This is a genomic window from Granulicella arctica (assembly GCF_025685605.1).
Taxonomy (GTDB): domain Bacteria; phylum Acidobacteriota; class Terriglobia; order Terriglobales; family Acidobacteriaceae; genus Edaphobacter; species Edaphobacter arcticus.
On the sequence record NZ_JAGTUT010000001.1, the window covers coordinates 3,445,522 to 3,470,178 of the forward strand.

Sequence of the window (24,657 nt, forward strand, 5' to 3'; positions counted from 1 at the left end):
ACAACCGCAGGTCCTTCGGCTTCGCTCAGGATGACAGTTTTTTGGGTTGTAAGAAAGATACGGTGATCAGGACTCTTGCGCGACGTGAAACAGGCGCCTCCATAGAGGCGCCTGCGAGAGTACGTAAGGCTGGGGAGGTGTTGCAATTAGGGCATGAGAACGGTGTCGATGATGTGCGCGACGCCGTTCGACTGGAAAACATCTGCAGTGGTGATGGTGGACATACCGCCCTTGGCGTCGGTCAACATGATCGAGGAGCCGGACATGGTAGCGGTGAGATCCTCGCCCTGAACGGTCTTGAGGGTGGCCTTGCCGCCGCCCTTCTTGATCATCTTCATAAGCTGCTTGGAGCTGATCTTGCCCGCTACAACATGGTAGGTGAGGATCTTGGTGAGGGTGTCCTTGCTCTCAGGCTTGACGAGGGTATCGACAGTGCCGGCAGGGAGCTTGGCGAAGGCATCGTTGGTCGGTGCGAAGACGGTGAAGGGGCCGGGGCCGCTGAGCGTCTCAACCAGACCGGCAGCCTTGACGGCGGCAACGAGGGTGGTGAGGTTCGGAGCGGTGGAGGCGTTCTCAACAACAGTCTTGTTGGAGTACATGGGTGCGCCGCCAACCATCGGATCCTTCTGAGCCGAGGCGGACAGGGTTGTGATGGCGAGGGCTGCTACGGCAACTGAGGCGAGAAGCGACTTCTTCATATGGTTTCCTTTTACTTCGGTCGATCTTGGGTCTTGCAAGCTTGGTGATCGCTACCTAACTCGGTCCCCTCTCGGGGCGTTCAGTTCTCTTACGAGACGGAACAGCGACTGGATTGCTTCTACTTACGTGGGATGCGGACGATCTATTTGAGTACTTGGTAGTTCCTCGTTGTGCGGCTGCACAGACAACCATTGCCGATCTGTTGACAGAGTGCACATCGTCTCGGCGTTGACAATTGGGCATGTTCCCCGTCAACTGAAGAGGAATGGATGCCGCAGATAAGCTCGAAGTGCCGAAGCACGATGCAGACTTGCCAACAAGTGACACCCCTCCAACGGCGCATGGTCCTCGTGATCGTGGACTTTGGCTGATCGGCCTCTTCAAGCTGAGCAAGTCAGTATTTTTCTTCGGCCTGGGCATGGGTGCGTTGCACTTCCTGCACAAGGACCTGGGCGATGAGGTGGTGCGACTTGCCGCTGCGTTGAAGTTCGATCCGGAGAGCCGGTTTGTTTCGGTGATGTTGGATAAGGTCGACCTGATCGATGCGCATCGACTGCGGCAGATCAGCCTGGCAACCTTCTCCTATTCGGGACTGGCGCTGACCGAAGGGATTGGGTTGATGCTGGAGAAGGTATGGGCGGAGTACCTGACGCTCATCTTAACGATCTCGTTCCTGCCGTGGGAGCTCTACGAGCTGGCTCGCCGGCCCGACTGGTTTCGCCTCGGACTGCTCGTGATCAACCTCGCGGTGCTGGCGTATATCATCTGGCTGTTGCAGAGAAAGAAGCTGCTGAACGCGACGACTTCCTCGGCTGTGAAATAGCGTTTTCGCTTTTTATTTGCTTTACCAGAGAAGGCTCGTTTTCCACAAGCCCCTGGACCAGCCGAGATAACACTAGATGTAGTGGTCGCCCTAGCGTTCCCCGCAAGTTGACCGGATTTCCACATTTCATTCTGGGAAACTCACAAAGCTTAGCTATTTTTTTCTTTACATGATGGGCGGCAGTCAGGCAGTCTTGGTTTCAGAAGTGGTCTAAAGTGGAGTGAAGCGGTCCAAATCTCTCAAGAACTGCCTGAAGTGTAACCGCACTGAAGGATTTTGAGAGGACTGTAAACCGAACTTGGTACCGAGGTAGCAAATGTTTCGTGGAAATCACCCGACGCGCGTGGACGAGAAGGGCCGGCTGAAGCTGCCGGCTGCGTTCAAGCACCGTGTGGACGAGTTCTACAAGGCGAACGACTTCTTCATTACGAGCAAGGATGGAAAGCGTGCCGAACTCTGGCCGCTGCAGGAGTGGGAAAAGATCGAAGCGAAGGTGGCGTTGATCCCGCAGATGAATCCGCTGCGAAAGCGGTTCCTGGAGCTAACCAGCTACTGGGGCCAGATGGCGGAGATGGACGGGCAGGGCAGGTTGTTGATTCATCCACGGCTGCGGGAGTCGGCGCGGACGATTGGCGAGGTAGAGGTGGTCGGGATGCAGGTGTATCTCGATGTGGTCAACAGTGAAGGATTCAAGTCGGAGCTGGCACCGATGTCGGAAGCGGAGCAGATGGCGCTCTCCGAGTTTGGACTGTAGTTGGACGAGGATGATTTTCAAGAAGGTGCGAAGTTTACTCCCCAGGGAGAGCGCGTGGTGCAGAAATCGCAGCATGTGCCGGTTCTTTTAGAAGACGCATTGGAGTATCTGAATGTGCGGCCGGGCGGCGTGGTGGTTGACGCGACGCTGGGGCTGGCGGGGCACTCTTCGGCAATTGCGAGGAGGCTGGGCGGTAAGGGCAGGTTGATCTGCTTTGACCGTGACCCGCAGGCAATGGAGTTGGCCAGGGCAAAGCTCGATGAGTTGAAGGACGAGCTTGGCGACGAGATGCCAGAGGTGGTGTATGAGCCACGGGCGTTCTCGGAGGCAGCGAGCCAGATCAAGGCAGGAAGCCTGGATGGTTTGCTGGCGGACTTCGGGGTGAGCAGCCTGCAGCTGGATGAGGCGCACAGAGGATTCAGTTTTCGGCACGAAGGTCCACTTGATATGCGGATGGATACGCGCAGTGGAGAGACGGCCGAGCAAGTGGTAAATCAGGAAGACGAAAACGAACTCGCCGACCTGATTTACGAATTTGGAGACGAAAGGAGATCGCGGAGAATCGCCAGAGCCATTGTGCGGGCCCGGCCTATATCGACGACAGCGGAACTAGCTCGAGTGATATCGGCCGCGGCCCCATCAATGAAAGGTGACAAGATCCATCCGGCGACGAAGACCTTTCAGGCACTCCGAATTCGAGTGAATGATGAATTGGGAGAGATACAGCGGCTGCTTGAGAGCGCCCCCTCCCTGCTGAAACGAGGGGGACGGCTGGTGTTGATCAGCTTCCATTCGCTGGAGGACAGATTGGTGAAAGATTCGTTTCGTGAGGCTGGTCGGAACAAGGTGTTTGAGGTGTTGACGAAGAAGCCGGTGGTGGCTGAGGAGCAAGAGGCTATGCGGAATCCTCGATCGCGCAGTGCTAAGTTGAGGGCGGCGGAGAAGCTTTAGAGTTTTGTAACTGACGAAGTGCCAAGTTTAGCGGTACAAGTGATCGGGCCGGGATTGTCCCACCTTCTTTCAGGCGAAAGACAATCAGATTCAAAAAGTCCCTTCCTCATTAGCGATCCCGGTCCGATCGTACTTTGAGGAACGGCAAGTTTCAGCAGGGCAGCCCGGGGCGACGGGTGACAGGAGCAGACAATGGCGACGATGGCGATAGCGACGGGGATGATGGCGGGACAGGCGGCGAGCAGTTCGCGTGCTGTTCGAGGACGTGCGGAGACCCTGGCAGAGCGGAATCGTCGTCTGTACGACGAGCAACGCAAGGCTCGCCGCGGGCCGGCGCTCGAAGTCTTCTTTGCAAAGCACATCGACAACAGCCGCATTGTGAAGGCGAACGATCCGGAGCGGCAGCGCGAGATGCGCAGCTTCACGATGGCGATGAGTGTGTTGTTCATGCTGGTGATGGTCTATGTGTGGCAGCACTTCACGGCGATTGAGGTTGGGTATCACGTTGAGTCGCAGAAGGTGCAGGTAGAGCAGTTGCGGGAGCAGAATCGCGAGCTTCGGCTGAGCGAGGCACAGTTGACTGATCCGGGCCGGATCGATCGCATGGCGAAGCAGCTTGGGCTTGATGCTCCTGAACCGGGCCAGGTGGTTCGACCGGATGGCAGCGACGGCAGCGCACCGGTGATGGCGCAGGCTTCCGCACCAACGGTACCGACGTACTAGTTTCTCAACGACAACGACAGCAGGAAGATAGCAGGAAGCAGCGATGAAGCAGGCGCCACCACGGCAGAATCTGACCGCTCCGATACGGAGGATCCGCTTCGCCTACGTGGCGCTTTTCTTCTGTTTCTGGACGGGCATTATCGGCTTGCGGCTGGTGTGGCTGCAGGTGGTTCGACACGGACACTATGTCCATACAGCGGCGCTGCAGCAGCAGAGCGGCTTCCTGGTTGCGCCTCGGCGTGGACTGCTGTACGACCGCAACCTCCGCGAATTGGCGATGACGGTTTCGGTGGATAGCGTCTTTGCGATTCCGTCGGAGTTGGGGGACAACAAGGAGAGTGCGGCGGAGCTGCTGGCGGAGATCGTGCATGCGGATCCAGCTGACAGCTTTACGTCGAAGCAGCAGATGCTGGCGCGGTTCAATGCGTCGCACGGCTTTGCGTGGGTGGCGCGCAAGCTTGATCCGGAGACGATCACGCGTGTCCGCGAATTGAATCTGAAGGGCGTTTACTTTCAGAAGGAGTTCAAGCGGTTTTACCCGAACGGCGATCTCGCGGCGCAGGTGCTGGGGTATGTTGGCACGGATGATAATGGGCTCGGCGGCCTTGAGTTGCGGTTCGATGACGAGATGCATGGTGCGCCGGGGCACATGATTACGGCGCTCGACGCGAAGCGGCATGTGCTCGGGAGCGATGAGATTCAGCCGATGCCGGGCGAAAACCTTGTGCTGTCGATCGACGCTAATATTCAGTACATCGCCGAGCGTGCGCTTGACGCGCAGGTCGAGAAGATGAAGGCGCTGCACGGGACGGTCGTTGTTCAGGACCCGCATACCGGGCAGATTCTGGCGCTGGCTATCTCGCCTCGATTCAATCCAAATGACCAGCGGCACATGGATGCGAGTGTCTTGACGAACCTGGCCGTGAGCGATGTGTATGAGCCAGGATCGACCTTTAAACTGGTCACGTATTCTGCGGCGCTCGATGGTGCAGGTGTCGAACCTACGGACATTGTTGATTGCCAGGGCGGCGCAATGACGATGTACGGCAGGACGTTGCATGACGATCATAGTGATCACTTTGGCCGCGTCACGGTGCAGTATGCGCTCGAGCACTCAAGTGATGTGGGAGCGGCCAAGATGGCGCTCAAGCTGGGGAGCCAGAAGTTCTACGATTATGTAAAAGGCTTTGGATTCGGGGATCGGTCGGGCATCGAGTTGCCGAGCGAGACACGGGGCCTGCTAAGGACGCCAAAGAGGTGGGGTGCTACGAGCATCTTATCGATCGCCATCGGGCAGGAGATCGGCGTCACTCCAGTGCAGCTGGTTACGATGGTGAGCGCCATTGCGAACGGCGGGGTGTATATGCCACCGCATGTGTTGCTTGAATCCACGGACCAGATGAAGGGTGATCCGCGTTTGTTGCCAACAGCATTTCGGCCATCGAACCAGCTTCCGGAGAAGCTGCCCGAGGGAGCACACCGGGTGATCTCGGAGCTGACTTCAGCGAAGATGCGGGCTATGATGCAGGGCATTATCGTGGAGGGGACGGGCAGTAAGGCGGCCCTGAACGGCTACAGTGCGGCAGGAAAAACGGGGACCGCGAACAAGGTGGACCAGGCGACGCACACCTACTCGCACACGAAGCTGGTGGCGAGCTTCGCCGGTTTTGCGCCGGTAAGCAATCCAGCTATTTCCGTCGCAGTGGTGATCGACAATCCGACAGCAGGAGGCGCTGCCTCGCACTATGGCGGTACAACAAGCGCCCCGGTCTTTGCAGATGTAGCGCAGCAGGTGCTTGAATATCTTGGTGTTCCGCACGACCAGCCGTTGAAGGCGAAGAAAGGACTCCAGGTTGCGGTGAAGGATGCGGGCGCTGGCGATGCTCCGAGCGATAGCGGGGCGGATGTCGGTGCGATGCTGGCGGACGTAAGCAATTTACCGTCGGACGATCCGTTGCGGTCTGTTGCGGGTCCGAGCGTTGCGGCCACTGAGCCTGTCTCCCAGGTTCACAAGGTGGTCGCGAAGCCGCAGGGCGTCATGGCGTTGTTCCCAGCGAAGGTTTTGGCGGCGTTCCACGCTGGTGGTGGTTCGAACTCAATCCTGAACGATGGTGAATCGGCGAAGGCGGATGCGCCTCGGGCAGTTTCTCCGGTGCAGCGCAGCGATAGCGGCGGGTATGTTGTGGATGCCGGGCAGCAGGTTGCGGTGCCGTCATTTGCGGGGGCGGGTCTGCGGGCGGTCGTCGTGCAGGCAGGACAGGCGGGATTGCGGATACAGCCAATGGGAAGCGGGCTGGCGCGGGAGCAGGCTCCTGCAGCTGGAACGATGGTCCCTACGGGGACCGAAGTGGTTGTGCATTTCAGCCGGTGATGTCGGGATTTTATTACATCGTCCAACAGTAGAATGCAGCTTATGACTAGTCATGAGGCGATGCTCGGCGTTGACTCTCTTGCGCGAGGGACGGGCGTTGCTGCGGTAGAGGGTGTTGAGTACGATTCGCGCAAGGTGAAGCCGGGCAGTATCTTCGTTGCGATGCGCGGCGAGGCTACGGATGGGAACCGGTTTATTGCGAACGCGGTGAGTTGTGGTGCTCGCGTGGTGGTCACAGATTCGCGTGAAATGTGGGAGCGTGCGGGCGAGTTTCCGGAAGCCGAGTTCTATTTCTCAGAACACGGGCGGCAAGCGTTGGCGACAGTATCGGCGAATGTGTTTGGGCATCCCGAAAAGTCGCTGGCGCTGAGTGCCGTGACGGGTACGAACGGGAAGACGACTACATCCTACTTATTAGAGTCGATGCTGCGGAGTTTGGGGCGGACGTGTGTACTGATCGGGACTATCGAGTATCACGTCGGCGATGCGGTGCGTGTTTCGCCTCATACAACGCCCGAGAGCCGCGACGTATTGGAGCTTTTTGCAGATGGTGTGACGGTGGGCGCGACCGAGGCAGTGATGGAGATGTCGAGCCATGCACTGGAGCAGGAGCGTGTGTGGGGCCTGCCTGTGGACGTGGCGATCTTCACGAACCTCACGCAGGATCACCTGGACTATCACGGGACGATGGAAGCTTACTTCGCCGCGAAGGCGCGATTAATTGAGGGCGTGGGCACGGAAGCACCGCGGGTCGCCGTGCTCAATGCAGATGATGTTTACGGTGAACGCCTTATCAGGACGGCCGGCAAGTCGCAGGTGGTGAGCTACGGTATGGAACGCGGCGACTTCCGGGCAGGGCAGGTGCGGATGCGGGCGGGTAAGACGACGTTTATGATGACGACGCCACATGGCTCCGTCGAGATGCAGTCGCCCCTGACGGGCCGAGTAAATGTCTACAACCTGCTGGCGGCCAGCGCGGCTGCTATGGCTCGTGGTTTGACGCTGGAGCAGGTCGTTGCGGGTGCGGCGGCGGGGGCACAGGTTCCGGGACGATTCCAGGTAGTGCCTTCGACCAACGGAGTGACGGTCGTTGTGGATTATGCGCACACGGATGACGCGCTGCGGAATCTAATCGCGCTGGGGCGTGAGTTGGTGGCGGGGCGCGGCGGGCGGGTGATTACTCTTTTTGGGTGCGGTGGTGATCGAGATCGAACGAAGCGGCCACGTATGGGAAGAGCGGCGGGTGAGGGCAGCGACCTGGTGGTGCTGACGAGCGATAATCCCCGAAGAGAGGAGCCGATGACGATTATCGAGGAGGCTCTTGCCGGGGTGAACGAGACGGCGACGACGTGCATTGTTGAAGAGGATCGGGCGGGTGCGATTGAGATTGCGATTCGTGCGGCAAGGCCGGGAGACATCGTGCTGATTGCAGGTAAGGGACATGAGAAGGTGCAGATTTTGAGTGATGGGAAGATTCCGTTTGATGACGTGGCTGTGGCTGCGGGAGTGTTGCAGGAGATGACGCAGTGAAGCTGACGTTGGGAGAGATTGCAGACTTTATTCACGCTGAAGGAGACTTCACGACGAATACCGAGGTTGTGGGCTATTCGATCGACTCGCGGACGATCGGCGCAGGGGAGCTTTATTTTGCGGTAAAGGGCGAGCGGCTTGATGGACATGACTTTGTTGAGGCTGCATTGGCGAACGGTGCGGCTGCGGCGGTTGTGAGCATGCGCTGGCTGGCTCCCCCGGAGATGGATTCGTGCAAACTGCTGAGGGTTCCGGATGGCGATACCTGTGGCGTGTTGATTTCGTTACAGACGCTTGCTCATGCGGTGCGAAGGGCCTGGGGCGGACGCGTGGTCGGGGTGACCGGGTCAGCAGGAAAGACGACCACCAAGGAGGCCGTCGCAGCGGTGTTGGAGGCGAAGTTCCGCGTGCTGAAGTCCAAGGGAAATCTGAACAACGGGTTTGGCGTCCCACTGCAATTGTTGAGGCTTGAGCGAGAGCATGAGGTTGCGGTAATCGAGATGGGCATGAATCATGCGGGCGAGATCGCGGCGCTGGCGAAGATCGCGGAGCCGAACTGGGCCGTGGTCAGCAATGTTGCGGCAGTGCATCTGGAGCATTTTCCGGAAGGAATCGCAGGTATTGCTGCGGCCAAGTTTGAGTTGGTTGCAGCGCTGCCGGATGATGGCATCGCGGTCTTGAACGCGGATGACCACTATGTCGCGAGCTTTGCGCGCGGCATGGGCGAGCGGGCGATTTTGTTTGGGATGGGTGAGGGTGCGGCGGTGCGTGCCGTCCTCGTGACGGAGCTTGGCACGGACGGGGTGGTGTTTACGGTTGAGGCTCGGGGGGAACGGGCAAGCGTGCAGTTGCGCCTGCTTGGCCGGCATAACGTCTATAACGCGCTGGCCGCGATCGCCGTGGGACTGCAAAGCGGCATTGGGTTGGCGGAGTGTTGTGCGGCACTGGGTAATCTAACCGCTGGAGACAAACGCGGAGAGGTTCTAGCGTGGCGCGAGGCTACGTTGATCAATGATTGCTATAACTCAAATCCAACAGCACTGGACTCCATGGTCGATGCGCTGCTGGCGATGCCTGCGGAGCGGCACGTTGTGATTGCGGGCGAGATGCTGGAGCTGGGGCCGGATGCGGCTGCTCTGCACGCGTCATGTGGGCTGCGGATGGCAGAGCGTGGAATCAATGTGGTGATCGGGGTTCGTGGTGCGGCGGAGTCGCTGGTGGATGCAGCTCGGCTGGCGGGAGTAGAAGCTCTCTTTTTTGCGACACCCGAAGAGGCTGGTGGATGGATGCAGGCAAATCTGATGCCGGGCGATGCAGTGCTCCTCAAAGGGTCGCGCGGTGTTCGTCTGGAGCGGGCGCTGGCAGTTCTTACGACAGACGCAGAATGACGCGGAACATGCTGGGAGGCATCTAAGAAATTATGGCTAAAGAATTGGCGAAAAACGGCACGAAGGCTTTGGCGGCGAAGAAGTTTAGTGTAGTGGCCAAGCACGCGAAGAAGGCGGCGAAACATGCTGCTAAGAAACATGCGAAAAAAGCGGCGAAGCATGCAACCAAACATGCGAGTGAGAAGACTGCAGGATTGAAACACTCAGGAGCGCATGGGGGCATTCGGACTGCATTCCACCATATGCAGCGTGCATCGGTGGTGATCTCCCTGATGGAAAAGGGAACGGGTGAGGATCTGCGCGACCTGCTGGACCGGGGCGTTAAGCTGTATGAGCACGCGATTGAAGGGAAAGGTGGAGATGTGACCATCCTGAGAGCCGTGGGCGTGCTGCGCGCGGCGGAGCACCTGTCGATGGCGGGACTCTATGCGGCTCGTCATAAGCACCGGCAGAAGGTCGAGGCGCCGTCGGGTCCGTGGTTGAAGGGCTTTATGGCCGAGACCTCGGAACGCCTGAAGCAGGTGGAAGACGGAGAGCGCAGTAAGGGGCCAGACTTATTTCCTGTTGCCGAGGAGTTAGTGCGGCAGGCCGAGGATGCGGATCACGACACCCATCTTGCGTTCGAGCTGGTGATGGCTGCGGATGCGCTCTGCTTTGCGCTGGAGAATGGTCTATAGGGTGGTACATCCTGTTTCTCTGATGGATAGAGCAAGCGGCTGGACGCGACGACTGTTAAGATAGCCCTGACCCCTGCGGCGCATCGAGGAAGGCCGCGGGTCCTGAGGCGGACGTTTTGCTCTATTGGCTGCTGTACCAGAAGCTCTTTCCTTACTTTCGGCTGTTCCGCATCTTTCGCTATCTCACGTTTCGCACGGTCTTTGCAAGCCTGACGGCGTTGCTGATTGGCTTGCTGATCGGGCCGTTCGTCATCGAGCGGCTACGCGAGTTTCAGATCGGCCAGTACATTCGCGAAGATGGTCCGCAGTCCCATCAGAAAAAAGGCGGCACCCCGACGATGGGCGGGGTATTGATCTGCATCTCGATCCTGGTGCCGACGCTGCTGTGGTCGGACCTGTCGAACCCGTTTGTGTGGCTGATTGTGCTTTCGACGACGGCGTTCGGAGCGATCGGATTTACGGATGACTACATTAAAACCGTTCGACGGAACAACAAAGGACTTTCTGCCCGGCAGAAGCTTGGACTGCAGTTCTTAGCGAGCGCTGCGGTCGCGGTCGCCCTTACCGTGATGGACATGCATGGGGAGTATTCGACGCGGCTGGTCGTGCCATTTTCAAAGCGGTTTCGGCCGGACCTGGTCTGGCAATGGTTGGGTCATATTCCCCACATGGGGTGGCTTGCGTTCCTGCCGTTTGTCATATTCGTGATGCTGGTCATCACCTTCTCGAGCAACGCCGTGAACCTTACGGACGGGTTGGACGGGCTCGCGATCGGATGCACGATCATTGCGGCGGGTGCGCTAACGGTGCTGACTTATGTGAGCGGGCATGTTGTCTTCTCGGACTATCTCGAGCTGCAGCGGATGCCAATGGTGAGCGAGCTAACGATCTTCTGCGGGTCGATGGTGGGAGCCAGTATTGGTTTCCTTTGGTACAACGCCCATCCGGCTGAGGTATTTATGGGCGATGTCGGGAGCCTGGCGCTTGGTGGCGCGATCGGGACCGTAGCGGTGATCATCAAGCAGGAGTTGCTGCTGCCTTTTATTGGCGGTGTGTTCATCATGGAGGCGGTCAGCGTGATGCTGCAGGTAGGGAGTTACAAGCTGCGGGGCGGAAAGCGTATCTTTCGAATGGCCCCGCTGCATCATCATTTTGAGTTGGGTGGATGGTCGGAGTCGAAGGTGATTGCGCGGTTCTGGATTTTGGCGCTGGTGTTTGCGCTGCTGGCACTGACTACATTGAAGCTGCGCTGAGTCTCGTGGCGGTCGCAAAGAATAAGCAGGACCGATTTAGGAGAGACATGGAACTGAAGGGTAAGCGGGTGTTGGTAGTGGGACTGGGGAAGTCGGGGCTGGCGGCGGCCCTGTTTCTTCGGGAGCAGGGGGCGCGGGTTACGGTGAGCGACACGCGAAGCTCGGTGGCCCTGGCGGGAGAAATCCCAGCGCTGCTGGAGGCGGGGATCATGGTGGAGGCGGGCGGCCATGGGCTGTTGACCTTTCGGCGGCAGGATTTGATTGTGGTCTCTCCGGGGGTGCCGCTGGATACGCCTGAGGTGAAGCAAGTGATGGCGTTTGGGCTACCGGTGATTGGGGAATTGGAGCTGGCAAGTCGGTATCTGCATGGACAGGTGGTGGCGATTACAGGGTCGAATGGAAAGACGACGACGACGAGCCTGGTCGGAAAGATCTTTGCGGATGCCGGGCGATCTACACAGGTAGGCGGCAACATTGGGCTGCCCGTAATCGAGTTGATCGAGAAGAGTACGGCGGAGACGGTGAATGTGCTCGAGGTTTCTAGCTTCCAACTCGAGACCGTGGTGGACTTTCATCCGCAGATCGCGGCGATCCTGAACCTGACGCCGGATCATCTGGACCGGCATGGGAGCTTTGAGAAGTATGCCGCGGCGAAGGAGAAGATCTTTGCTCGGCAGACCACTGAGGACGCGCTGATCCTGAATGCGGATGATCGTGCGGTACAGATGTGTGCGGGTAAGACGAAGTCGCGGGTCTTCTGGTTCAGCGGAACGAAGGTCGTGCGGCAGGGCGCGTTTGTGCGTGACGGCGTAGTCGCGTTTATCGGGAAGGAGGCTGGGACTACCGAGCCGGTCATGCCTGTTTCGGAGATTGCTTTGAAGGGCGCGCATAACATCGAAAATGTGCTGGCGGCGGTGTGTATGGCTCGTGTGGCCGGGATCTCGGCGGACAGCATACGGTCCTCGGTGGCGAGCTTTAAGGCCGTCGAGCATCGGCTGGAGTTCGTGGCGAAGGTCTCAGGGGTTGCGTATTTCAATGATTCAAAGGCGACCAATGTCGATGCGGCGATGAAGGCCGTAGCTTCGTTTGAAGGTGGGGTTCACCTGATCCTTGGGGGCAAGGACAAGAACTCTGACTACGCTCAACTGGCTCCGCTGCTGCGGGAACGAGTGAAGGCTGTTTATACCATTGGTTCGGCGAGCGAAAAGATTGTGCGGCAGCTTGAAGGAGTCGTGAAGATGGTGACAGCCGAAACATTGGAGAACGCCGTCGCGGCTGCTGCGGAAGCGGCTGAGCAGGGCGATACGGTACTGCTGGCACCGGCCTGTTCGAGCTTCGATCAATTTGAGAACTACGAGCATCGCGGCCGCGTGTTTCGCGAGCTTGTGCATGGATTATCGACGTAAGGGTGTGGCGTAGATGGCGAAGCGGGTTGGCGTCGATAAGTGGCTCTTCGGAACGGTGCTGCTGCTGGTGTTGTTTGGGCTTGTCATGGTCTTCTCCGCTTCGGCGGTGATGGCGCAGGCAAAGTACGGCTCGCCGTATCGATTTGTAACGTGGCAGGCGATCTGGGCGCTGCTGGGCCTGATTGCGATGGCAGTATTAATGCGGGTGGACTATCGACGATTCAACAGTCCCCGTGTGGTGTTTCCTGCAGTCGCCGTGACGACGTTACTGCTGCTTGGCGTGTTCGCGATGGGTGGAATGAACGGAGCGCATCGCTGGATTCGGTTTGCAGGCGTGACGCTGCAGCCGTCGGAACTGGCCAAGCCGGTGATTGTGCTATTTCTCGCGTATTTTCTGCAGACGCGGATTCACCAGATGGATGACTTGAAGGGTACGATTCTGCGGGCTGTGGCAGCGCCGCTCTTCTTCGTCGTGTTGATTTTGAAAGAGCCAGACCTCGGCACCGCGATGGTGTGCGTTGCGGTGATGGCGCTGATGCTGTATCTGGCAGGAGTACAGACGCGCTATTTTGCAATTGGTGCCGTGATGGCGACGCCTGTGCTGTATTTCATGCTGTTTCATGTGGCGTGGCGGCGTGCCCGCATGCTGGCGTTCATCGATCCTGAGGCCGATCCTCGCGGGACAGGATTCCATATCCTGCAATCGCTGATCGCGGTGGGAACGGGCGGCTTTCATGGATTGGGTTTGATGGAGGGACGGCAGAAGCTGTTCTATCTACCAGAACCGTTTACGGATTTTATCTTTGCAAACGTATGCGAGGAGCTTGGGCTGATCGGCGCGGTGCTGGTGGTCGGTTTGTTTGTGGTCCTGGGATATCGCGGGCTGCGGGCGGCGTTCCTGTCGACTGATCCATTTGCGCGATTCCTGGCGTTTGGAATTACTACGGCGGTGTTGATCCAGGCGTTCTTCAATATGAGCGTGGTCCTGGCGCTGCTGCCGACAAAGGGAATTACATTGCCGTTTATCTCGGACGGCGGCACTTCGGTATTTATCACGCTTGCCAGCATGGGCGTTCTGCTGAACGTGACGCGCGAGATCGATTAGTTGGCGAGTGACAGGGAATTGCGGGTTCTGATCGCTGGTGGTGGCACAGGTGGGCATGTGATCCCCGCACTGGCGATTGGACGCGAGTTGCGCGATGTTGCAGGGGCCGAGGTGCGCTTTGTGGGTACGGCGCGCGGCCTCGAGACGAGGCTGGTTCCCGAGGCTGGATTCCCACTCGAATTGATCCACGTAGGGCAGCTCAAGAATGTTAGCGTTATGACGCGGCTGCGGACGCTTACAGATCTGCCAAGGGGCTTGCTGCGGTGCGTCGCGCTGCTGCGAAGCTATCGGCCACAGGTGGTCGTGGGCGTAGGAGGGTATGCCTCCGGGCCGGCAATGATGGCCGCCATTCTGCTTGGAATTCCAACACTGGCTTTTGAGCCGAATGCGGTACCTGGGCTGGCGAACCGTCTTGTGGGAAGGTTTGTTACAGCGGCAGCAGTCAACTTCGCTCTGACTCAGCGGTATTTTCGGGGCGCGGTCGTGACGGGGATCCCGGTGCGGCGCGCCTTCTTTGACATTCAGCAGAAAGCAGAGGGTGAGGCTCCACGGCTGCTGGTCTTCGGTGGCAGCCAGGGGGCTCGCGTGCTGAACCAGGTGATGCCGAAGATCGCAGCGCGGCTGCTGGTGAACGTTCCCGGCCTTACGATCGTGCACCAAACCGGACCCCATGGCGAGGCGTCGACCCGCGAGGCTTACGAGGCAAGCGGTGCAGACCCGGCGTGCTGGCAGGTAAGCGCTTATCTGAACGAGATGCCAAAGCAGTTTGCGGAAGCCGACCTGATCTTTTGCCGAAGTGGAGCGAGCACGATGGCGGAGCTGGGAGCGGCGGGAAAGGCCTCGATCCTGGTTCCGTTTCCACAGGCTGCGGACGACCACCAACGAAAGAATGCCGAGGTCTTTGCTGGAGCTGCTGCGGCATTAGTGGTGCTTGAGTCTGACCTGGAGCCGGAAATGCTCTTTACCCACCTGCGGAACCTGCTGGGAAATCCAACGGAGTTGCACCGGATGGGACAGAGAGCGAGGGCGCTGGCCCTGCCGGATGCGCTCGGAGTCATCGGGCGACTGGTCGTCTCGATCGCACGGCGGAGTTAGGCCGCGATACCCCGGCTGCGGCGCCCTGTCACATGCCAGAAATATCCTTTGGCGATTCCTTGTAACATCGAAGGTGAAGTGAGAGGTGTATGAGCGAAGGCCGTTGGGTGCTGTTGATTGCAAGTGAGGTGGGTGGTACGGATTCAGTATCGGACCGGGCGATGGAACGCCTTGTCGATGCGATAGGCGAAGAGGGCTACGAGGTCGTCAGGACCTCGACGCCGGAGGACGGCTTGTCGCTCGTCACCTCCGATCCTTCGCACAGTGCCATTCTGCTGGACTGGGACCTTGAAGGAGAGAATCAGTTTGATGAGCCTGCCGCGCTGAAGATCCTGCGCGCGGTTCGTCGCCGCAACAAAAAGATTCCGATCTTTCTGATTGCTGACCGCACGCTGGTGAGCGAGCTTCCGCTGGAAGTGGTGAAGCAGGTTCACGAATATATCCACCTCTTTGGCGACACACCAGCCTTTATCGCCAATCGTGTTGACTTCGCCATTGAGCGCTATCACGAGCAGTTGCTGCCGCCGTACTTCCGCGAGTTGAAGAAGTACAACGACCAGGGAGCATATTCGTGGGACGCACCCGGTCACATGGGTGGTGTGGCATTCCTAAAGCACCCGATTGGCATGGAGTTCCACAAGTTCTTCGGCGAGAACATCATGCGGTCGGATCTTGGGATTTCGACGGCTCCGCTGGGCTCATGGCTCGACCACATTGGACCTCCGGGCGAATCGGAGCGCAATGCTGCGCGGATTTTTGGCGCGGACTGGACCTTCTATGTGCTGGGCGGTTCGTCGACCTCGAACCAGATTATCGGCCATGGCGTGATCGCACAGGACGACATCGTCCTGGCGGATGCGAACTGCCACAAATCCATCTGTCACTCGCTGACGGTGACGGGCGCGCGGCCGGTCTACATGAAGCCAACGCGCAACGGCTACGGCATGATCGGCCTGGTCCCGTTGAAGCGGTTTCATCCCGACTTCATCAAGGGATTGATTGAGAAGAGCCCCCTGACGGTTGGAGCACGGTCGCAGGTGCCGACGTACGCCGTGGTAACAAATTCGACCTACGACGGACTCTGCTATGACGTGAATCGGGTGGTGACGGAGCTGGCGAAGTCGGTCCCGCGAATTCACTTCGATGAGGCGTGGTACGCCTACGCGAAGTTTCACGAGATCTACCAGGGTCGGTTTGCGATGGGCGTACCGGACGACATGCCGGAACGACCGGCGATCTTTGCGGTGCAATCGACACACAAGATGTTGGCGGCGTTCTCCATGGGTTCGATGATCCATGTGAAGCTTAGCCCGCGCGCTCAACTCGACTTCGATCAGTTCAACGAAGCGTTCATGATGCACGGGACAACCTCACCCTTCTACCCGCTCATCGCGTCCCTTGATGTAGCAGCGGCGATGATGGATGACCCCGCCGGACCGACGCTGATGAGCGAGACGCTGCAGGATGCGATCAGCTTCCGCAAGGCGATGTCTTCGATTGCGCACAGGCTGCGCGAGGCTGAGGAGGGCTGGTTCTTCCGGCTCTATCAGCCCGAACACGTCTTCGATCCGCTCGATGGAAAGACCTACCTGATTGAAGAGGCTGCGGACGGCCTGCTCACAAATCGTTCGAGTGCCTGGACGCTGAAGGCTGGCGAAGAGTGGCATGGCTTTCTGGACGAAGACATCGCAGATGACTACTGCATGCTCGACCCGACCAAGGTAACAATCCTGACGCCCGGTGTAAATGCGCAGGGTGTGGTCAGCGAGTGGGGAATCCCTGCGGCGATACTCACTGAGTTCCTGGATGGTCGACGAGTCGAAATCGCGCGCACAGGCGACTACACCGTCCTTGTGCTCTTTTCGGTTGGAACCTCGAAGGGTAAATGGGGCGCGTTGCTTGAGAACTTGTTCGAGTTCAAGCGCCTTTACGACTCTGAGGCGCCGCTTGAAGAGGCGATGCCGGAGCTTGTGTCGCGCTTCCCGCATCGGTATCGAAACGTGAGCCTCAAGGAGCTGTCGGACGAGATGCACCTCGTCATGGGTCAGTTGAATCTGTCCGGGCTGGTCAATGAAGCGTGCGATGAAGATTTTGACCCAGTCTTAACGCCGGCGCAGACGTACCAGAAGCTGCTCCGGAACGAGACCGAGAAGATCCGCTTCAGCGATATGGCCGGGCGAATCGCCGCGGTGATGTTGGTGCCGTATCCTCCGGGCATTCCGATGAGTATGCCGGGCGAGCGCCTAGGTGGTCCGGACAGCCCGGTCATCAAGCTGATCCTCGCGATGGAAGAGTTCAGCAAGCGGTTCCCTGGATTTGAGCGCGAAGTGCACGGCATCGAGGTGGATGCCGAGGGCAATTACTGGATGCGCAGCGTCATCGAAGCCCAGGGTAAACGCCGGAATGGTAACGGCAAGCACCGGCCGCCAAGCTCGGCTCCGCCAGTGAAGAAGCGGAAGCGTGCGGTGACGCCGCCCCTGAGTGAACCGCCGCACGGTCCGAATACAGAGCGGTAAGTCTGCTCCGGCGCACAAGCCACACTGATAGAGTGGAAGGCTATGTGCCGGAGCGACTCCGCGCCTCTGAAAGCGAGATGTTGCCCCATGTTTGTGCCTGGTCATTTTCTCTTAGCTTCCTCGCAGCGCGTCCACTTCATTGGGATCGGCGGCATTGGAATGAGCGGTATCGCGGAGATACTCCTCACGATGGGTTACCCGGTGTCGGGTTCCGATCTGCGTCGCTCGACGGTTACGGACCGGCTTGAGAGCATGGGCGCGCGCATCTTTGAGGGCCATGTCGCCCTGAATGCTGCGGCGAGCGATGTCGTGGTGACCAGTTCTGCTGTCTCCACAACAAATCCCGAGGTCGTGGAGGCACGTGCGCGCAAGATTCCTGTGATCCAGCGTGCGGAGATGCTCGCCGAATTGATGCGGTTGAAGTACGGAATTGCCGTGGCGGGCATGCACGGCAAAACAACAACCACGTCGATGATCGCGGCTGTGCTGGCAGGCGGGGGGCTTGATCCCACCGTGGTGGTCGGCGGCCGAGTCAATGCACTCGGCTCGAATGCGCGCCTGGGGAACTCGCAGTATCTTGTCGCGGAGGCGGACGAGAGCGATCGATCCTTTCTCAAGCTATCGCCAATCCTGGCGGTCATCACCAATCTGGATCGCGAGCACATGGATTGCTATCGCGATATGGATGATGTCGAGGCGGCCTTTGTTGAGTTTATGGACAAGGTTCCGTTCTATGGAGCGACGACGGCTTGCGTCGACAATGCGATGCTGCGTGCCGTGCTGCCGCGAATCAAGCGGAAGGTCTACACCTATGGTGAGAGTGCGGATGCCGATTTCCGCCTGCAACTCCTCGCCAAAGAGCCGCACTGCCATGCCACCTTTGAAATGAACTACAAAGGGCTCGTGCTTGGGCCGTTTCATCTCCATGTGCCCGGGCGGCATAACGTGATGAACGCTGCGGCTGCAGTGGCGATTGGCATTCAGCTGGGCGTGCCGCCTGACCAGATCGCTGCCGGACTGGAGACGTTCCGCGGAGTCGATCGCAGATTTCAGCAGAAGGGAATCGTTCGGGGAGTCGCTGTGGTCGACGACTACGGCCATCATCCAACCGAGGTTCTGGCGACCCTGCAGGCCGCTCGGGAGTGCGGGTACAAGCGCGTCCATGTGCTCTTCCAGCCTCACCGGTACACCCGAACGCGGGACCTGATGCCGGAGTTTGCGGCGGCCTTCAAGGATGCTGACACGGTGCAGGTCCTCGATATTTATGCAGCCAGTGAGTCGCCGATTCCCGGGGTCGACGCACCTGCACTGGTAACGGCAATCGCTGCTACCGGCTCGACAAAGGTCGCCTACGCCCCGGGCGTCGGCGATGCGGTGGCGGCGCTTGTAGCTCAGGCACAAGTCGGCGACGTGATCCTGACCCTTGGTGCGGGGAGCGTCTCCCATGCCGGAGGGCTGCTGCTTTCCGAGTTGGGGAAGTCCTGACGAGTTCCTGAGTCGATACTCCCCAAAGAAGGTGGCCGCGCTTGAAAGCCAGCAGGATATAGTCAGGGTGGCGATTCTTCGCGGCCTTGCTCAGGCGTGCGATCAGGAAACCTCATACCGAAGCGCGGAACGGCAATGCTGGATGAGCCGGAGCAGGACTACGCTCCATCATCCTCGCGGTCCGGCGCTCCCCGGCGGGCCTCATCGAGGACGCCAGCGAATCCGCGCCACGACTATGGTGAGGACTTCGCAGGCGAGTATGACGGTGCTCGTCCGCCGGACGAGAGTCGCCCACGCCAGCGAAGCCTGAAGCTGAAGGTACGTACGCGTGTGCCCCAGAGCCTTGCTGGCCGCATCGCCACAGGTCTGGCTCTCCTGCTCATTCTGGGGACCGGGATCGCGCTGCTGATGCTGACCCGCACCTTCCTGCTCCACGACAGCCGCTTCATGATTCACTCGCGCTCGGCCATCGAGATTCAGGGCAACAAGCACCTGACGCAGGCCCAACTGCTCGATATCTTTGGCGATGATATTGATCGAAACATCTTTCGTGTCTCCCTCACAGATCGGCAGGCAGAGCTGGAAGCTTTGCCGTGGGTGCAGCACGCGACGTTGATGCGGCTACTTCCAGGCCGTCTTCGTGTTTCGGTTGTTGAGCGCATTCCGGTAGCTTTTGTCCGGCAGGGCAGCCACATTGGCCTGGTGGATGGGAATGGTGTGCTGCTCGACATGGCACCCTCCGGGACAGCGGCCCAGACCGAACCCCACTACTCGTTTCCGGTTGTGAGCGGCTTGTCCGCCAACGACCCGGCGTCTACACGCGCGGCGAGGATGAAGATCTACGAGCGGTTCCGGTCAGACCTGGATTCGTCGGGCGAGAAGGTCTCCGAAGTGTTGAGCGATGTTGACCTCTCGAATCCTGAAGATGTGAAGGCACTGATCCCGGCAAACTCTTCCGAGATCCTGGTGCACTTCGGTGACGATCACTTCCTTGAGCGCTATCGTCGCTTTCAGGAACATCTGCCTACATGGCATACACAGTATCCAAATCTTGCCTCCGTGGATATGCGCTACGAGCGAGAGGTGGTGCTGGACATGGCAGGCTCCGCCGCCGCAAAGGCTGATGTGGTAACTAACGTGAAACCGGCGACGCCAACGGTAAAACCGGTCGCCGCAGTACCTCATCCTGCTATCGTGCGCGGGATTAAAAAAGCGCCAGTGAAGCCGACGGTTCATCCTCTGGTGAAAGCATCGTCGCACAAGCCGGTAGGAGCGCCCAAAGCAAAGCCTCATGCGGCTGCACCGGTCAGCAAGCCTGTCGTGAAGCCCGCCACACCGGCAGCGGCCATCCCAGTGGCGAGTGCGCCTCAACCTGCGGCTTCGTCTGCCAGCGCTGCAGCCCGCAGCGGTTATCTTGCAAAGCCGGCGGCAGGTAAGCCAGCGATTTCGACTGTTCCATCTCATGCTCCCCAGGTACCCTCGCGATGAATCAGAAGCAGACCAACTTAATAACCGTTCTCGATGCCGGCAGCCAGAAGAGCATCGTCCTCGTCGCGGAGTTGCAGGATGGCGTCCTTCGCTATCGCGGCCACGGCATCGAGCCGTCGCTCGGGATGCGCAAGGGACTGATCGCCGAGCTTGGCCCTGCTGCCGAGGCGATCAATCGCGCCGCGCTGACTGCAGAGCGCATCGCCAAAGAGGGAATCGAGACGGCGGTAGTCGGCATTGGCGGCACGCATGTTCGGGGTGTCAACAGCCGGGGCGGCATCAGCATGGGTAGCCGCATGCGCGAGATTACGCGCGAAGAGGTGAAAGCAGCCGTCGACCGCGCGCGGTCCGTTGCCCTGCCTCCTGATCGCGAGGTGCTGCATCTCCTGCCGCAGGAGTTCATTCTTGACGACCAGGCCGGTATTCACGATCCGATGGGCATGGTGGGGAACAAGTTAGAGGTCAATCTGCATCTTTCGACCTGCTCGGGTGGTATTGCCCAGAGTGTGGTGACATGCGCGAATCGAGCCGGGCTCGAAGTCGAAGATACCGTCTACGAAGGGCTGGCCGCAGCCGAGGCAGTTCTTTCGCCCGACGAGCGCGAGCTTGGTGTCTGCGTCATGGACATCGGGGCAAGCACGACGGAGCTAGCAGTTTTCTTCGAAGGATCGATCGCTCATACCGCTGTACTTCCGATTGGTGGCGATCATTTTACGAATGACCTTGCTGTCGGCCTGCATGTAAGCGTGCAGGAGGCCGAGCAGTTGAAGCATGTCTATGGAAACTGCGTTGTCACCTCCGTGCCGCAGCTAAACGAGATTGAGATTGGTGGTGATCTGTCTGTCTCGGGCGGTCAACCGGCACGCATGGTGCGGCAGCGGTTCCTTGCAGAGATTCTTGAGCCACGTGCGCGTGAATTGTTTACCCTGCTCCGCAATAACCTGCGTGATGGTGGGGTTCTCGAAGCGCTGGGTGCTGGTTGCGTGCTTACAGGCGGCGGAGCCAACCTTGCCGGTCTGCTCGACAATGCTGAGAGTCTGCTGCGGGTTCCCGCTCGGATTGGATATCCCGTACCCCTCTCGCGCATGCCGCCTGAGCTTGCAAAGCCGGAGTATTCGGCAGCCATCGGGATGCTGCTATATACCCACCGGACACAGATCCGGCGGGCCAGCGAGGAGCAGGGACTTCGAGCGAAGCTGAAGGCAATCTTTGCCGGCAGCTTCTAGTCGAAGGATGGGATGATGCGGTCGCGCCTGAGCCGGTCGAAGAGGCTGGTAAAGGATGTCGGCGTGTCCTGATAGATCTCAAATCCGAGCTTTCTGCTCTTGCTCATATCGTTCACGCATTCAAGCTCGCGCCCCAGATCTCCGTCGGTATGCCACCACGATGCAAGCTTGTCGACATTCGGCTCGGCAAGACCATACTTCGCTGCCATCGTCTTCCAGATAGAACCTGCACCGGCCATACGCGGGGCGAGCGGTGAGATGGGTTCCGGTGGCCCTGACGCCTCCACCCCAAAGTAAGCGGCAAGCTGCGGCCACAGCCAGCGCCAGCGGAATATGTCGCCGTTGACCACATTGAAAGCCTGATCGCGGGCCTGCGGAGCGGTCGAAGCCCACTCAAGATGCTGCGCAAGCAGTAGTGCGTCCGTGACGTCGGTCAACGCGTTCCATTGCAGATGAGAGCCGGGGAAGATGAAGGGCTGACCAGTCTCGCGGCAGATCGACGCATACACTGCAAGTGTGACACCCATGTTCATCGCATTGCCGAGTGCATAGCCGATCATGCTGTGCGGCCGGTGAACGCTCCATCCAAACCCGCCGCGCTTTGCAGCCGCGAAGAGGACATCTTCCTGGGTGTAATAAAAGTTCTCACCGGGCAGACGCGGCGTGTCTTCGCGGAAAGGCGTCTCCGCTGACGTTTGCCCGTAGGCCTCGAAGGGTCCGCGATACTGTTTCGTCCCTGTGACGAGAGCCGCATGGGTAAGCTGGCTTGTACCTTCCAGTGCAGCGAAGAGGTTCTCGATCATTGCGCCGTTTACCTTAACGTTCTCCGTTTCGGTCTCCTGCCGCAGCCAGGTACAAAAGAAGACGTGCGACACCTTGATGCCGCTTAGCGCGTCACGAAGAGAACTCGGCTTCAGCAGGTCAGCGGCTACGGGGAGAATATCGGGGGATGTGCCGGGGTTACGGGCAAGCCCGTAGACCTTCCAGCCGTTGGACGAAAGATGTGCAGCAAGGTTTCTGCCAGTAATGCCAGTCGATCCGACGACTAAGGCGGTGCGTTGCTCCGTACCCGAGATGCTGGTTGATGCGGTATCCATCTACATACAGATGCTGTAGGAGCTGAGAAGACGCTGGTGAGAAGCCTACTTTACGCGCACAAAGAACATCCGCTCATCACCGTCGCCGTGTTCGATGGCGATTTCTCCATCGGCTCTGGCGACGATGCTTGGGAACTTCTCGCCCCACTCGACGAGGACGAGTGCATCAGGTTCGGCGGCCATCTCATCGATGCCAAGCGTCAGAAGCTCGCGCTCGGTTTCGAGACGATACAGATCCAGATGATAGAGGCGAATTGTTTTGCCCTGATAGGAATGAACGAGCGTAAACGTCGGACTGGTGACATCCTCTGGCTCGGCCGCACCAAGGAAAGTGGCGATTCCTTTCACCAGCGTGGTCTTGCCGGCACCCAACTCCCCGCGAAGCACGATCAGCTTTGGGGCAGGAAGCATAAGCTCGGCGACATTCTGACCGATGGCCAGCGTGCCGTTGACGGAGCGCGTCTTGAATCTGCGTTCGATCATGTGTGAAGGCCAGTCAGCCACGTAAAGCCGTTTGCGTCTTTAACTCGATAGCGAAAGGCATCGGTTAGATGAGCAAGCGTATCGGTTGCGAGAACAGTGTGCTCGTCCATAGCGTGCGCGGCAAAGTCGGCGGCGAGTCCATGGAGGTAGACCGCAGCCTCAACAGCACGCGCGACATCGGTGGGGAACTGGCCAAGCATCGCGGCGACAATGCCTGTGAGGATATCCCCGCTACCACCCTTGGCCATCGCCGGATTGCCCGTGGTGTTGACGGCAATCGCCCCATCAGGGTGGGCTATCATGGTGCGCCACCCTTTCAGAATCAACGTCACCTGGTGCTTCGTTGCAAACTCGCGGGCAAGGTTGATCCGGTCAGACTCGACCTCTTTCACCGTCTTGCCGAGCAGTCGCGCCATCTCGCCGGGATGAGGTGTCAGCACAACGGTTCGGCCGTTGCCGTCGAGTAGCTCGGTGCGGCCTGCAAATGCGTTGAGTGCATCGGCATCAATGACGAGGGGCAGCGTCGTCTTAGCGACCAACTGTCGTGCAAATTCAGAGGCCTCGCCATCGGTCGAGAGCCCGGGACCTATTGCCAGAACCTTGATACCCTTCAGTAATTTCTCGAGCTTCGTATCTTCGAGATTGGAGAGAGAAGCCGCACCTGCAACCTCCTCAAGCGGAGTCACCATGAGTTCGGGAGTGATGAGGGCTACCGTGTTCATGATCGAGATCGGTACCGCAGTCGTCACAAGGCCCGCGCCGGTGCGAAGCGCGGCTAAGGAAGACATCGAAGGTGCGCCCGCTTTCCCGTAGCTTCCGCCGATCAGCAGGATATGACCGAACTTACCCTTGTTCGAATTGACGTCGCGCGGAGCCTCGGCAATTGCCTTCGAGCTTCCGGCCCAGCTAAGGCCAGAGGTGGATTGAATTGCTTCTGCAGGAGAACCGATCGCAGCGACGACGACGGGGCCGAAGGTGCGCTCCGTAAGGTGACCAAAGACGTGCGCCATCTTCGACGTCGTAAACGTCACCACGGCGTCTGCGCGGAAGGCGCCCTCGGCGTTCTGTGAGGTGGAGTCGGCATCCCATCCGGACGGCAGATCGACAGCGACAACCGGGGTCTTCCGTTTGGTTAAGAGATCTCGTGCTGTGACGGCCAGACCGCGCAGTGGAGGCTTGAATCCCGTGCCAACCACGGCATCGATAAAAAGGTCAGTGTCCTCAAAAGCAATGAGCAACGCGGCTTCATTGGGGATCTCGATGATCTCTGCATGAGGGGTGGAATGCTGAAGCTGTGCAAACGCGGATGCTGCTTCACCCTTCAGCTCACCGGGGCTACCCAGCAGAAGAACGCGCATCTGGCGTCCCGCCTGGGCTAGAGCGTGCGCTGCAACAAAGCCATCGCCCCCGTTGTTACCCTTGCCGCACAGAATCGATATACGAGAGGCGTCTGGATACTGGCTGAGGCAGAACGTGGCTACAGCACCTCCAGCAGCAGCCATAAGGTCGGACAGAGGGATGGCGAACTCCTCCGCAGAGCGCCGGTCGATGGCGCCCATCTCTTCTGCGGTGACTATCTTCATGATC

Annotated in this window: 20 protein-coding genes; 16 read left to right on the forward strand and 4 right to left on the reverse strand. The window is 59.1% G+C overall.

Going from position 1 to position 24,657, the window contains the following annotated elements:
* Positions 1–146: 146 nt before the first annotated feature.
* The gene (locus OHL20_RS14695) at positions 147–698 is read right to left on the reverse strand and encodes a fasciclin domain-containing protein (protein ID WP_263383928.1); all 552 of its coding nucleotides are present in this window, start codon (positions 696–698) and stop codon (positions 147–149) included.
* A gap of 266 nt (positions 699–964) precedes the next feature.
* Here OHL20_RS14695 and OHL20_RS14700 point away from each other — a divergent pair, with 266 nt between their 5' ends.
* From OHL20_RS14700 to ftsA, 16 genes are all read left to right on the forward strand, one after another.
* The gene (locus OHL20_RS14700; RefSeq protein ID WP_263383929.1) at positions 965–1,522 is read left to right on the forward strand and encodes a DUF2127 domain-containing protein; all 558 of its coding nucleotides are present in this window, start codon (positions 965–967) and stop codon (positions 1,520–1,522) included.
* 316 nt (positions 1,523–1,838) lie between these two features.
* Positions 1,839–2,276 carry a division/cell wall cluster transcriptional repressor MraZ gene (locus OHL20_RS14705; RefSeq protein ID WP_263383930.1) on the forward strand — a complete coding sequence of 146 codons (438 nt, stop codon included), beginning with the start codon at positions 1,839–1,841 and terminating at the stop codon, positions 2,274–2,276.
* 57 nt (positions 2,277–2,333) lie between these two features.
* Positions 2,334–3,227, forward strand: coding sequence for a 16S rRNA (cytosine(1402)-N(4))-methyltransferase RsmH (gene rsmH, locus OHL20_RS14710; RefSeq protein WP_263385019.1), 894 nt, complete (start codon positions 2,334–2,336; stop codon positions 3,225–3,227).
* 192 nt (positions 3,228–3,419) lie between these two features.
* The gene (locus OHL20_RS14715; RefSeq protein WP_263383931.1) at positions 3,420–3,950 is read left to right on the forward strand and encodes an FtsB/FtsL family cell division protein; all 531 of its coding nucleotides are present in this window, start codon (positions 3,420–3,422) and stop codon (positions 3,948–3,950) included.
* Between the two features lie 43 nt (positions 3,951–3,993).
* On the forward strand, positions 3,994–6,321 hold the full coding sequence (locus tag OHL20_RS14720; RefSeq protein WP_263383932.1) for a penicillin-binding transpeptidase domain-containing protein: 2,328 nt from the start codon (positions 3,994–3,996) through the stop codon (positions 6,319–6,321).
* Between the two features lie 42 nt (positions 6,322–6,363).
* Complete coding sequence (locus OHL20_RS14725) at positions 6,364–7,851, forward strand: UDP-N-acetylmuramoyl-L-alanyl-D-glutamate--2,6-diaminopimelate ligase (RefSeq protein WP_263383933.1); 1,488 nt, start codon at positions 6,364–6,366, stop codon at positions 7,849–7,851.
* Positions 7,848–9,239 carry a UDP-N-acetylmuramoyl-tripeptide--D-alanyl-D-alanine ligase gene (locus OHL20_RS14730; RefSeq protein ID WP_263383934.1) on the forward strand — a complete coding sequence of 464 codons (1,392 nt, stop codon included), beginning with the start codon at positions 7,848–7,850 and terminating at the stop codon, positions 9,237–9,239. Before OHL20_RS14725 ends, OHL20_RS14730 begins: the two co-directional genes overlap by 4 nt.
* Positions 9,240–9,271: 32 nt before the next feature.
* Complete coding sequence (locus tag OHL20_RS14735) at positions 9,272–9,916, forward strand: hypothetical protein (RefSeq protein WP_263383935.1); 645 nt, start codon at positions 9,272–9,274, stop codon at positions 9,914–9,916.
* A 116-nt stretch (positions 9,917–10,032) separates the two neighbouring features.
* Positions 10,033–11,169 carry a phospho-N-acetylmuramoyl-pentapeptide-transferase gene (gene mraY / locus OHL20_RS14740; RefSeq protein WP_263383936.1) on the forward strand — a complete coding sequence of 379 codons (1,137 nt, stop codon included), beginning with the start codon at positions 10,033–10,035 and terminating at the stop codon, positions 11,167–11,169.
* Between the two features lie 47 nt (positions 11,170–11,216).
* Positions 11,217–12,575 carry a UDP-N-acetylmuramoyl-L-alanine--D-glutamate ligase gene (gene murD, locus OHL20_RS14745; RefSeq protein ID WP_263383937.1) on the forward strand — a complete coding sequence of 453 codons (1,359 nt, stop codon included), beginning with the start codon at positions 11,217–11,219 and terminating at the stop codon, positions 12,573–12,575.
* A 13-nt stretch (positions 12,576–12,588) separates the two neighbouring features.
* Positions 12,589–13,680 carry a putative lipid II flippase FtsW gene (gene ftsW, locus OHL20_RS14750; RefSeq protein ID WP_263383938.1) on the forward strand — a complete coding sequence of 364 codons (1,092 nt, stop codon included), beginning with the start codon at positions 12,589–12,591 and terminating at the stop codon, positions 13,678–13,680.
* The gene (gene murG / locus OHL20_RS14755) at positions 13,681–14,775 is read left to right on the forward strand and encodes an undecaprenyldiphospho-muramoylpentapeptide beta-N-acetylglucosaminyltransferase (protein WP_263383939.1); all 1,095 of its coding nucleotides are present in this window, start codon (positions 13,681–13,683) and stop codon (positions 14,773–14,775) included. It begins immediately after the preceding gene.
* A gap of 89 nt (positions 14,776–14,864) precedes the next feature.
* Positions 14,865–17,291 (forward strand): Orn/Lys/Arg family decarboxylase, encoded by a 2,427-nt coding sequence (locus OHL20_RS14760; RefSeq protein ID WP_263383940.1) that lies wholly within the window; start codon positions 14,865–14,867, stop codon positions 17,289–17,291.
* Between the two features lie 87 nt (positions 17,292–17,378).
* Entirely contained in the window at positions 17,379–18,776 is a 1,398-nt protein-coding gene (murC, locus tag OHL20_RS14765) for a UDP-N-acetylmuramate--L-alanine ligase (protein WP_263383941.1), read from the forward strand.
* Between the two features lie 135 nt (positions 18,777–18,911).
* Complete coding sequence (locus OHL20_RS14770; RefSeq protein WP_263383942.1) at positions 18,912–20,264, forward strand: cell division protein FtsQ/DivIB; 1,353 nt, start codon at positions 18,912–18,914, stop codon at positions 20,262–20,264.
* On the forward strand, positions 20,261–21,490 hold the full coding sequence (gene ftsA / locus OHL20_RS14775) for a cell division protein FtsA (protein WP_263383943.1): 1,230 nt from the start codon (positions 20,261–20,263) through the stop codon (positions 21,488–21,490). Before OHL20_RS14770 ends, ftsA begins: the two co-directional genes overlap by 4 nt.
* Here the strand turns inward: ftsA and OHL20_RS14780 are convergent.
* The 3 genes from OHL20_RS14780 to OHL20_RS14790 are packed head-to-tail and all read right to left on the reverse strand — an operon-like array spanning position 21,487 to position 24,653.
* Complete coding sequence (locus OHL20_RS14780; RefSeq protein ID WP_263383944.1) at positions 21,487–22,587, reverse strand: SDR family oxidoreductase; 1,101 nt, start codon at positions 22,585–22,587, stop codon at positions 21,487–21,489. The two genes, ftsA and OHL20_RS14780, sit on opposite strands and share 4 nt — an antisense overlap.
* Positions 22,588–22,632: 45 nt before the next feature.
* Complete coding sequence (gene tsaE, locus OHL20_RS14785; RefSeq protein WP_263383945.1) at positions 22,633–23,070, reverse strand: tRNA (adenosine(37)-N6)-threonylcarbamoyltransferase complex ATPase subunit type 1 TsaE; 438 nt, start codon at positions 23,068–23,070, stop codon at positions 22,633–22,635.
* The gene (locus OHL20_RS14790; RefSeq protein ID WP_263383946.1) at positions 23,067–24,653 is read right to left on the reverse strand and encodes an NAD(P)H-hydrate dehydratase; all 1,587 of its coding nucleotides are present in this window, start codon (positions 24,651–24,653) and stop codon (positions 23,067–23,069) included. The genes tsaE and OHL20_RS14790 overlap by 4 nt, the downstream gene beginning before the upstream one ends.
* Positions 24,654–24,657: the final 4 nt, after the last annotated feature.

Bases quoted from the DNA above. Each gene is read 5' to 3' on its own strand.
- OHL20_RS14780 (WP_263383944.1), bottom strand. From the start codon at position 22,587: ATGGATACCGCATCAACCAGCATCTCGGGTACGGAGCAACGCACCGCC.
- OHL20_RS14720 (WP_263383932.1), top strand. From the start codon at position 3,994: ATGAAGCAGGCGCCACCACGGCAGAATCTGACCGCTCCGATACGGAGG.
- OHL20_RS14770 (WP_263383942.1), top strand. From the start codon at position 18,912: ATGCTGGATGAGCCGGAGCAGGACTACGCTCCATCATCCTCGCGGTCC.
- OHL20_RS14735 (WP_263383935.1), top strand. From the start codon at position 9,272: ATGGCTAAAGAATTGGCGAAAAACGGCACGAAGGCTTTGGCGGCGAAG.
- OHL20_RS14695 (WP_263383928.1), bottom strand. From the start codon at position 698: ATGAAGAAGTCGCTTCTCGCCTCAGTTGCCGTAGCAGCCCTCGCCATC.
- OHL20_RS14790 (WP_263383946.1), bottom strand. From the start codon at position 24,653: ATGAAGATAGTCACCGCAGAAGAGATGGGCGCCATCGACCGGCGCTCT.
- murD (WP_263383937.1), top strand. From the start codon at position 11,217: ATGGAACTGAAGGGTAAGCGGGTGTTGGTAGTGGGACTGGGGAAGTCG.
- tsaE (WP_263383945.1), bottom strand. From the start codon at position 23,070: ATGATCGAACGCAGATTCAAGACGCGCTCCGTCAACGGCACGCTGGCC.
- ftsA (WP_263383943.1), top strand. From the start codon at position 20,261: ATGAATCAGAAGCAGACCAACTTAATAACCGTTCTCGATGCCGGCAGC.
- OHL20_RS14715 (WP_263383931.1), top strand. From the start codon at position 3,420: ATGGCGACGATGGCGATAGCGACGGGGATGATGGCGGGACAGGCGGCG.
- OHL20_RS14705 (WP_263383930.1), top strand. From the start codon at position 1,839: ATGTTTCGTGGAAATCACCCGACGCGCGTGGACGAGAAGGGCCGGCTG.
- ftsW (WP_263383938.1), top strand. From the start codon at position 12,589: ATGGCGAAGCGGGTTGGCGTCGATAAGTGGCTCTTCGGAACGGTGCTG.
- OHL20_RS14725 (WP_263383933.1), top strand. From the start codon at position 6,364: ATGACTAGTCATGAGGCGATGCTCGGCGTTGACTCTCTTGCGCGAGGG.
- murC (WP_263383941.1), top strand. From the start codon at position 17,379: ATGTTTGTGCCTGGTCATTTTCTCTTAGCTTCCTCGCAGCGCGTCCAC.
- OHL20_RS14700 (WP_263383929.1), top strand. From the start codon at position 965: ATGGATGCCGCAGATAAGCTCGAAGTGCCGAAGCACGATGCAGACTTG.
- OHL20_RS14760 (WP_263383940.1), top strand. From the start codon at position 14,865: ATGAGCGAAGGCCGTTGGGTGCTGTTGATTGCAAGTGAGGTGGGTGGT.